The sequence below is a fragment of the Pseudomonas endophytica genome (genome assembly GCF_001411475.1).
Lineage (GTDB): Bacteria > Pseudomonadota > Gammaproteobacteria > Pseudomonadales > Pseudomonadaceae > Aquipseudomonas > Aquipseudomonas endophytica.
Genome location: NZ_LLWH01000055.1, coordinates 1 through 8,781 on the forward strand (window position 1 = coordinate 1; position 8,781 = coordinate 8,781).

Consider the following 8,781-nt stretch of genomic DNA (forward strand, 5'->3'; position numbering starts at 1 on the left):
GCTCGTCAGCATTGCTAAAGTTGCCGTTGAACATGTCGTTACCCAAGGTTCGCCCGCTGCTGCCGTACACCGACATCCAACTGGTATCGCCACTCACCTTCTGCAAGCCCAAGTAGACTGTGTGCCCACCCGTCGCGGCGGATAACAGACCATAAGCTGTGCGACTGCTGACATGGCCAATGCGCGCACTACCGTCATCCTTGTCGATAAAGTAGCCAAGGTTGGCGCCTAACACCCAGTCGCCGATCGGCTGCTTGTGCAACAGATTGAAGTAGCTCTGCTGGTAGATGTCTTTGAGTTGCGCGTGCCAGACCCCCACCTGAGTACGCTGCTGATTAAAACGATACTCAGCCCCTGCATAGTTGAAACGGTCAGAGGTGACGCCCGGTACCGCCCAGCTCGACAGGTCTTGCATATCCGATGAGTTGCGCAGGCTAACCCTTCTGTACTGACCCGCCTGCAGGCCCAACCCTTCAATTTCCTTCGACACTAGCATGGCACCCTGGAAGGTTTGCGGTAGCAAACGGCCATCATCGTAACGCAGTACGGGCACGTCAGGCATCAGCTCACCCACTTTGATTTCAGTGGCTGACAAGCGCATTTTTGCCGCCACACCCGCGCGGCTGAAGTTGTCTGCGGCGCGCCCATTACTGCGTACCGGCAACAGTTCAGAGCCGCTGGCCTCGCGGCTACTGTCGAGCTTCACCCCCAGCATGGCAATCGCATCAACACCCAATCCGACTACGCCTGGGGTGTAACCCGAGTTGAACTTGAGGATGAATCCTTGGGCCCACTCATCCACCTTACTTTTCGGCGCACCTGAGTCACGAAAATCACGATTGAAGTAGTAGTTACGCAACAGCAGATCCGTGCTCGAGTCTTCAAAAAAACCTTGTTCTTGCGCCATTACGGGGGCGCACAAGGTCAACGACAGCAGGCCAATGGTGTTCTTCATTATTATTGTTCTCCGTTTTTTGAGCGCAGCCGCTCCCCGCAGCTGAAAAAGCCCGCCCGACAAGGTGATACGCGAGGAAGACGCCCGGCTAGGCCGGGCATTGATCAATGCCTGGAATCAGGCCACAGAGGGCATCGGTTGCGCCGAGCTTGCCCCCGGTTTGAGAAGCAATAAACAGGCAGCGGCGATCACGAATACGATGGCGAACACCCCGTATAAGTGCAGTGGCTGCCAGCCCGCATCGAGCAGAAAACCGGCCACGACTGGCGAAAGGATGGCGCCAATGCGGCCAATCCCGATTCCCCAGCCCACGCCAGTGGTGCGCACCGAGGCGTCATACACCATCGGCGACAGCGCATACAGCCCCGCTACACAGCCGTTGGAGAACATTCCGATCATCAAGCCCAGCCCCAAGGCTGCCATGACCGAAGAGCCCGAGCCGACAAACAGCACCAGTAAACCTGCCGTCACCAACATGAACAGCGATAGCACCCGTGTCAGCGGCCAGCGCGAAGCGAGGCCACCGACCAACGCCGCACCGAAGATCCCGCCCACACTCAACAGCACGCCACCAGTAATACCTTGTTGCGCCGTGAGCCCAGCAGATACCAACAACTTTGGCGTCCAGCTCATCACAAAGTAGAAACCAAACATCACCAAGAAGAACAGCGTCCAAATCAGCAACGTCGTACGGCGCAGCATTGGTGTCAGCAACTTGGCTACGCCTTTACCTTCGCCGACCGGGCTGGCCACGGCAGCAGGCAGGTTATTAAGCGTTGGCTGGCCCATGCGCTCAGCCAGACGATTAATGCGCTGTAAGGCGGTCGCCGGGCGGCGAGCGAGCAGAAAGTCCAGCGACTCCGGCAGCCATAGCAGTACCAGGGGGATAACGGCAAACGTCACCACACCGCCAAATACAAACACCGAACGCCAGCCCCAGTGCGACAACAGCCACACCGCGATTAACCCACCCAGCGTTGCGCCCAAAGCGTAGCCGGTGGACTGCAAGCTCACCGCCAGACCCCGCCAGCGCTTGCTGGCGTATTCACTGGCAATCACGTTACTGCTGGCCAAAATCCCGCCAATGCCTAACCCCGTCAGACCGCGTAGCAAGGCTAATTGAGTGGGCGTTTGGCTCAAGGCGGACAGCAGCATGCCGGTGCCTGACACCACCAAACAGAGGAGGATCAAGGGCCGACGACCAATGCGGTCTGCCCAAGGCGCAATAAACAAGGAACCAGCTGCCATGCCAAACAAACCGGCGCTCAGCAACATACCGATTTGCGCACCACTTAACGCCCATTCGGCCGACACCGAGGCCGCCGTGAACGCCATGACCAGCACATCAAAACCGTCAATCATGTTGAGCACAATGCAAATCCCGATGGCGAGCCATTGGAAAGAACTCATTGGGCCATTGTCGACAGTGGTTTTCAGATCAATAGCCATGCTCGCGCCTCCGACTCGGACATCACCGAAGCGAAAGAACCACACAACACGGCGTAACTCACAGACTTAAAGCAGGCAGAACCTAGGCGGTTCTTAGCGCTTGAGAAGGCGTTCATGACGAGACCCTTTTTGTAGTTTTTATGGGCAACGCTCAGAGGCAAGATCTCCGACATCACCTGGCCGCTAGTCAACCTGTTAATGGATCCACAGGCAAGATGAGGGCCGAAGCCAGACGGGTTTGAATACTGAAATAACACGATATTAAGCGCGCATAAATAAAATTAAATTCTTATTTATCAATTAGTTATAACAGTTAATTGATCACGATATTACTGTGCGATTATCGAGCACCTTCGTGCTTAAAGTGGGCCAGCGCCTATATCGCACTACCTTTTACCCCTAATTAATGCTCTGGTGCGTGCTTGGGCTGAGCCTACAAACGATATTGGATCCATTGGATGCATGTTCAGGTTTTGTTTAGCGCATCGCACCCTCAGGATCGAAATGATTGGATCCGCAGGTGTGAGGAAGTCTGATATTAAGAGCACAAAAGCACTTTTCGCTGCGCAAGGACTTCCCGCCAATGCCCTCCTCTTCGCCAACCGCTGGCACCTCAAATGGGGTGTTTGGCCTGCTCTGTCTGGGCAGTTATTTGTTGTCCGTGTCATACGGAACCACGTTCTTATTGGCCATGATGCTCAGCGCCCATGGTGGCAGTGAGTCCGATGCGGGCACGATTCTTTCGGCGGCCATGCTCAGCACCTTTGTTGCGGTGATTTTCTCGGGGCATCTGAGCGATCTGTTTGGCGCTGCCAAAGCGATCGCAGCGGCGGCCGTATTGTTGGCTGCCGCGTGTCTGGGCTTTGCCAGCCTTCAGGCATTCGGTGTTGCGGCGTTGGTTTATGGGTTGATGCTGGGGTTGGGCTGGGGCGTGTTTTATACCTTGGGCCCGATTATCGTGGCGATGATTATCGAACCCGCACGCAGGGTTAAATATTTCGCCTTGCTGTCAGGCAGCATGATGACCGGGATCGGCACTGGCCCTTTACTTGGCCGAGTCAGCGAAGCGCTGGGTTACCCCGTGGAAACGGCCTTTGTGATGGCGACTGCGGCCAGTTTGTTGGGTGGCTTGGCTTTTATATTTATCGGCCCGCGCCTCAAACGTCAAAGCGCCAAAGTCGGCCCCATCAGCGTGTGCAGGATCACACCGCGCGCTGGCGTCACAGTGCTGGGCTCCAAAGCGGTATGGGCGATTATTATGGTCGGATTGGGCGGTGCCATTTTCGGCGGGCTATCGAGCTTTCAAACGTCCTACGCGGCGCTCAACCATCTGGATTACTCACTGTTCTTTCTGGGGTTTATGAGCGCCGTGATTACCTGTCGCTTGTTCATTGCGGGGGTTATTGTCAAGCGCGATCCCTACTGGATGGCGTGTGGGCTGACGGCCTTGATTGTTCTTTCGATACTGATGTTTATCTTTACCGTCAACTCCAGCGCGACCTACGTGTTGGCAGCGGTAACGCTTGGGGTCGGTTATGGGCTGACTTATTCTGTGATCAACGGCCTAGCCGCCAACGAAGCGCCCGCCGGGCAGACCTCGCAATCGCTGGTGCTGTTTAGCTTGGGGTATTTTATCGGCGTGTTCGGCTTCCCGTGGATCGCAGGTCGGATCATTGTCAGCGATGGCATGCCGACGCTGCTATGGCTCATTCTGGGGCTTGCCGTATGTAATTGGTCTATCACCGTCGGGCGTCTGCTATGGCGTAAGCGGATTGCTACACGCCTCACTGCGTGTTGAGGCAGGCCTTAATCCTCGGCAGAGACCGCTTCTAATGGAATGATCTGCGCACTGCCATGGCGCACTCCTCGCTCAGCCATGACATGCCGAGCCAGTTCTCGAACTTCGCTAACGGCGCCCTTTAGTACCGAGACTTCCATGCATTTGCCGTGGTCGAGGTGCACGTGCAAGGTCGACAAGGTCAGGTCGTGGTGCTCATGAAACGCGTTATTTAGACGTTTAGACAACTCACGCGTGCCGTGATCGTAGACATAACTCAAGGTCGCCACGCAGGTCGCTTGGGGGTCTGCGACATCTTCTTCCTGTAAGCCTGCACGCAACAAATCGCGTATGGCTTCAGAGCGACCTTGATAACCATGAGTGTCAACTCGCTCGTCAATCGCGCTCAGCAAAGCATCGTCCAACGAAATAGTGACCCTTTGCATATAAATTAGCCTCGCAATTATGAGCTTTTTACATAGACTTCATACCCAACGCGTTAATGGGCTGATGGCCATCAACTTTTGGGAGACGCAGTGTGAAGCAGTTAAGGATGAAAAAACAGCTTGCCCTCTGGATCACGGGGGCCTGCTTGGGAGTCAGTGCAATGCCTGCTTTAAGCGCTACGCCTGACCCAACACTGACCTATTCATGGCCGACCAATGCTGGCCCGCTGGACCCTAGGGGTTACTCGCCAAACCAGATGTACGCCCAAGCCATGGTCTATGAACCATTAGTACGCTACACCGCTAATGGCACGCTAGAGCCTTGGCTTGCCACACAATGGACGGTCTCTCCTGACGGCAAAACCTACACTTTTACCTTGCGTGACGATGTGCAGTTCAGCGATGGCAGCCCGTTCAATGCTGCGGCGGCCAAAGCCAATTTAGACACCGTTATGACTAACAGCAAACGCCATCAGTGGATGGAACTGGTCTCGACCCTCGACAGCGTACAAGCCCCGGACGAACACACACTGGTGCTGCAACTCAAACATCCGTATTACCCGACGCTGATGGAACTGGCACAAGTACGCCCTCTGCGCTTTGCCGCCCCCGACGCCAAACCCGGCAAACCTATCGGCACCGGCCCTTGGGTGCTGACAGACACTCGACGCGGCGAATACGATCGCTTCGCGCGTAATGAACACTATTGGGGGCCAAAACCGGCTTATGGCTCAGTGTTGGTTAAGGTGATTTCAGACCCCGACAGCCGCGCCATTGCTTTGCAAACCGGCGAAGTGGATCTGATTCAAGGCGCTGAAGGTGAAATCTCTCCCGGGACTTTTGTGCGTTTGCGCGACTCTGGCTTCAAAACGGCCATTTCAGCGCCCTTGGCCACCCGCACGGTGGCAATGAATACCGGCTTGGCACCCACCAACGAACGGGTGGTGCGCCAGGCCATCAATCAGGCCGTGGACAAAGACACGATTATCGCCAAAGTGCTGCACAACCTAGAGCCGCGGGCCGATGCACTGTTTTCGAGCAACATGCCGTACGCCAACCTCGGCCTCAAGGCGTTGCCTTATGACCCTGAGCATGCTCGGCAAACCCTCGATGAAGCCGGTTGGACATTGCCCGCGGGCAAAACTATCCGTGAAAAAGACGGCCAGCCGCTTAGCACTGAATTGGTCTTTCTGGGCACCAGTGCCCTGCAAAAAAACTTGGCTGAAATCATTCAGGGCGAGCTGGCAAAAATCGGTATGAGCGTTAAGTTACGGGCCGAAGAGGAAGGCTCTTTAGTGCAGCGCCAACGTGAGGGCCGCTTTGGCATGATCTTCGCTGACACATGGGGTGCGCCTTACGATCCGCACTCGTTTGTCAGTTCCATGCGCTATGCCGGGCATGCCGACTACATGGCCCAACGCGGGCTGCCCATGAAGGACGAAATTGATCAGAAGATCTACGAAGTCCTAGGGCAAACCGACGAAACCAAGCGCGCCGAGGGTTATCGCAACATCCTCACCACGCTGCACGACCAAGCAGTCTACCTACCCATTTCGTACCTCACGGCTATCAGTGTCAGCGGTAAAACAGTCGACAACGTGCAGTTTGGCAGCACGCTGTTTGACGTACCGTTTGAGGTGATGCGTCCTGCGACAGGGAAGCCCTAACCATGCTGCGCTATATCATTTTGCGGCTATTGCTGTTGATCCCAGTATTGCTGGGGGTGTCGTTGATCGTGTTTGTCCTGCTGCACTTGGGCAATGGCGACCCGGCGCTGGATTATTTACGTCTTTCACAGATCCCACCCACCGACGCCGCACTGGCCGAGGCACGCCATGCGTTGGGCCTCGACCGACCACTGGTTGAGCAGTACCTGACCTGGCTGTGGAATGCGCTGCATCTGGACTTCGGTACCTCTTATATAACCGGCCGCCCGGTGCTGGATGACGTGCTGTATTACCTTCCAGCTACCTTGCAGTTGGGCGGCCTGGCATTGCTGGTCACCTTGCTGATGAGTATTCCTTTGGGGCTCGCGGCGGCGCGTTGGAAAGGTCGTTGGCCCGATCAGGTGGTGCGCTTTATCACCTTTATCGGCGTGTCGATGCCCAACTTCTGGTTCGCATTTGTACTGATCGCCCTGCTCTCGCTGTGGCTCGGTTGGCTACCACCCATGGGCCGAGGCGGCCCAGAACACTTGATCATGCCTGTGTTAGCGATTGCGCTGATGTCGATGTCGATCAATGCGCGTCTATTGCGCGCTAGTTTGCTGGACGTGCGTCAGCATCGGCATGTGTTTTATGCCCGCGCTCGCGGTTTGAATGAGCGCCAAGTGTGGCGCGATCACATTTTGCGCAACGCTTGGATGCCATTGGTGACAGCCACGGGCATGCACATTGGCGAACTGCTGGGCGGCGCGCTGGTGATCGAAACCATTTTCGCGTGGCCCGGTGTTGGGCGTTTCGCGGTCAGCGCGGTGCTTAATCGCGATTTCCCGGTGATGCAATGCTTTACGCTGCTGCTCACGGCCTTACTGGTGGTGTGCAACTTGGTCGTGGATATCTGCTACGCCTGGCTTGATCCACGCACGCGTCTGTCAGGAGTCATGGCATGAGTACTTTTACGACTGTGTTGTCAGCTAAAAAAGGCGGATTGCGGGTCGGCTATGTATTGGTCGCCGTGCTGCTGCTGTGTGCGCTATTCGGCTCTTGGATCGCGCCCTACGACGCTACGCTGGTCAACCTCGACGACCGTCTATTGCCCGCCAGCAGCAGTCATTGGCTGGGCACGGATCACTTGGGGCGGGATGTGCTTTCACGCTTGATTGTCGGCACGCAGTGGTCGCTGGGCAGCGTCGTCATGGTACTGGCTCTGGTGCTGATACTGGGGGTGGTCATTGGTGCCGTGGCTGGCATTGTTGGCGGTAAAGTCGATATGTTTTTGATGCGCCTGTGTGACATGTTTTTGACCTTTCCAACGTTGGTTCTAGCGTTCTTCTTGATTGCTCTGCTGGGCACCGGGCTGACCAACGTGATTATCGCTATCGCCCTGTCACACTGGGCCTGGTACGCGCGCATGGTCCGCGGCATGGTGTTGGCCCAACGCAATCGCGACTACGTACTGGCTTCACGCTTGGCCGGGGCTTCGCGGTTTTCGCGGCTGCGCCATCACGTCATGCCCAATGTTATGGGGCAGTTGCTGGTGCTGGCATCGATGGACATTGGCCATATGATGTTGCACGTTTCGGGGCTGTCCTTTTTGGGCTTGGGCGTTGGCGCACCGACCCCGGAATGGGGCGTGATGATCAACGACTCCAAGGAATTTATCTGGACTCATCCACAACTGCTGCTGTGGCCGGGATTAATGATTTTTATCTCGGTGATGGCTTTCAACCTGCTCGGTGACGCCCTGCGTGACCGACTCGACCCCAGTGTGTTGGCGGAGATCAAAGAATGAACCGAACCCTGAGTATTCAAGGTCTGAGCCTGAGGCATCATCAACGGACGCTGGTCGACTGTTTGGACTTGACCCTCAAAGCAGGCCAAGTACATGCCTTAGTGGGTGGCAGCGGTTCTGGCAAGTCACTGAGCTGCCTGGGCATTCTCGATTTGCTGCCGCCTGGCGTACACAGCAGCGGCGGCACCTTGCGTTTGGACGGGCAAGTGGTACAGCCAGCGCAGTTACGCGGACGAGAAGTCGCGCTGGTGTTGCAAAACCCGCGTAGCGCCTTCAATCCGGTACGTTCATTGCGCCAGCATGCCCTCGAGACGCTAAACACCCGAGGCGTGCGCGGTGCACAAGCCGATCAGTTAATCCTCGATACCCTAACCGAAGTGGGGCTGAGCGACGGGCAGCGTGTGCTTGACTCGTTTGCCTTTCAACTCAGCGGCGGTATGTTGCAACGGTTCATGATTGCCTTGGCATTGCTTGCTGATAGCCAATTCTTACTGGCCGACGAACCTACCAGTGACTTGGATGTTGTTGCCCAAGCGCGCTTTCTCGACCTGTTGGAGCGGTTAGTCGCGCAGCGAAACCTCGGTGTACTGTTGATTACTCATGACATGGGCGTTGTGGCGCGCTGCGCCGACCAAGTTTCAGTCATGGCCCACGGGCGAGTCGTCGAACAGACGGATGTTCATACCTTGTTTAATGCCCCA

Annotated in this window: 8 protein-coding genes; 5 read left to right on the top strand and 3 right to left on the bottom strand. The window is 56.2% G+C overall.

The annotated features are described in order from the left end of the window. Both AQS70_RS05395 and AQS70_RS05400 read right to left on the bottom strand, forming a co-directional pair. Window positions 1-955 (bottom strand): OprD family outer membrane porin (locus AQS70_RS05395; protein WP_055101882.1); only part of this gene is annotated, 955 nt, incomplete at its 3' end. A 117-nt stretch (window positions 956-1,072) separates the two neighbouring features. After that, window positions 1,073-2,404 (bottom strand): MFS transporter, encoded by a 1,332-nt coding sequence (locus AQS70_RS05400; RefSeq protein ID WP_055101883.1) that lies wholly within the window; start codon window positions 2,402-2,404, stop codon window positions 1,073-1,075. 583 nt (window positions 2,405-2,987) lie between these two features. Between AQS70_RS05400 and AQS70_RS05405 the strand changes: the two genes are divergently transcribed. Then, window positions 2,988-4,202: an MFS transporter gene (locus AQS70_RS05405; RefSeq protein WP_055101884.1), complete on the top strand. Its 1,215-nt coding sequence runs from the start codon at window positions 2,988-2,990 to the stop codon at window positions 4,200-4,202. 8 nt (window positions 4,203-4,210) lie between these two features. Here AQS70_RS05405 and nikR read toward each other — a convergent pair whose 3' ends face one another. Beyond that, window positions 4,211-4,627, bottom strand: a complete 417-nt coding sequence (gene nikR / locus AQS70_RS05410) for a nickel-responsive transcriptional regulator NikR (protein ID WP_055101885.1) — start codon at window positions 4,625-4,627, stop codon at window positions 4,211-4,213. A 92-nt stretch (window positions 4,628-4,719) separates the two neighbouring features. Between nikR and nikA the strand changes: the two genes are divergently transcribed. From nikA to AQS70_RS05430, 4 genes are all read left to right on the top strand, one after another. Next, window positions 4,720-6,294 carry a nickel ABC transporter substrate-binding protein gene (nikA, locus tag AQS70_RS05415; RefSeq protein WP_055101886.1) on the top strand — a complete coding sequence of 525 codons (1,575 nt, stop codon included), beginning with the start codon at window positions 4,720-4,722 and terminating at the stop codon, window positions 6,292-6,294. 2 nt (window positions 6,295-6,296) lie between these two features. Beyond that, complete coding sequence (gene nikB, locus AQS70_RS05420) at window positions 6,297-7,238, top strand: nickel ABC transporter permease subunit NikB (protein ID WP_055101887.1); 942 nt, start codon at window positions 6,297-6,299, stop codon at window positions 7,236-7,238. Further along, entirely contained in the window at window positions 7,235-8,080 is an 846-nt protein-coding gene (gene nikC / locus AQS70_RS05425; RefSeq protein WP_055101888.1) for a nickel ABC transporter permease subunit NikC, read from the top strand. Before nikB ends, nikC begins: the two co-directional genes overlap by 4 nt. Further along, window positions 8,077-8,781: ATP-binding cassette domain-containing protein (locus AQS70_RS05430; protein WP_055101889.1), on the top strand; the 705-nt coding region annotated here is incomplete at its 3' end. The genes nikC and AQS70_RS05430, both read left to right, overlap by 4 nt.

What these genes read in the sequence shown, in the direction of transcription:
- AQS70_RS05405 (WP_055101884.1), top strand. Translation starts at nt 2,988, where the DNA reads ATGCCCTCCTCTTCGCCAACCGCTGGCACCTCAAATGGGGTGTTTGGC.
- nikB (WP_055101887.1), top strand. Translation starts at nt 6,297, where the DNA reads ATGCTGCGCTATATCATTTTGCGGCTATTGCTGTTGATCCCAGTATTG.
- AQS70_RS05400 (WP_055101883.1), bottom strand. Translation starts at nt 2,404, where the DNA reads ATGGCTATTGATCTGAAAACCACTGTCGACAATGGCCCAATGAGTTCT.
- nikR (WP_055101885.1), bottom strand. Translation starts at nt 4,627, where the DNA reads ATGCAAAGGGTCACTATTTCGTTGGACGATGCTTTGCTGAGCGCGATT.
- nikC (WP_055101888.1), top strand. Translation starts at nt 7,235, where the DNA reads ATGAGTACTTTTACGACTGTGTTGTCAGCTAAAAAAGGCGGATTGCGG.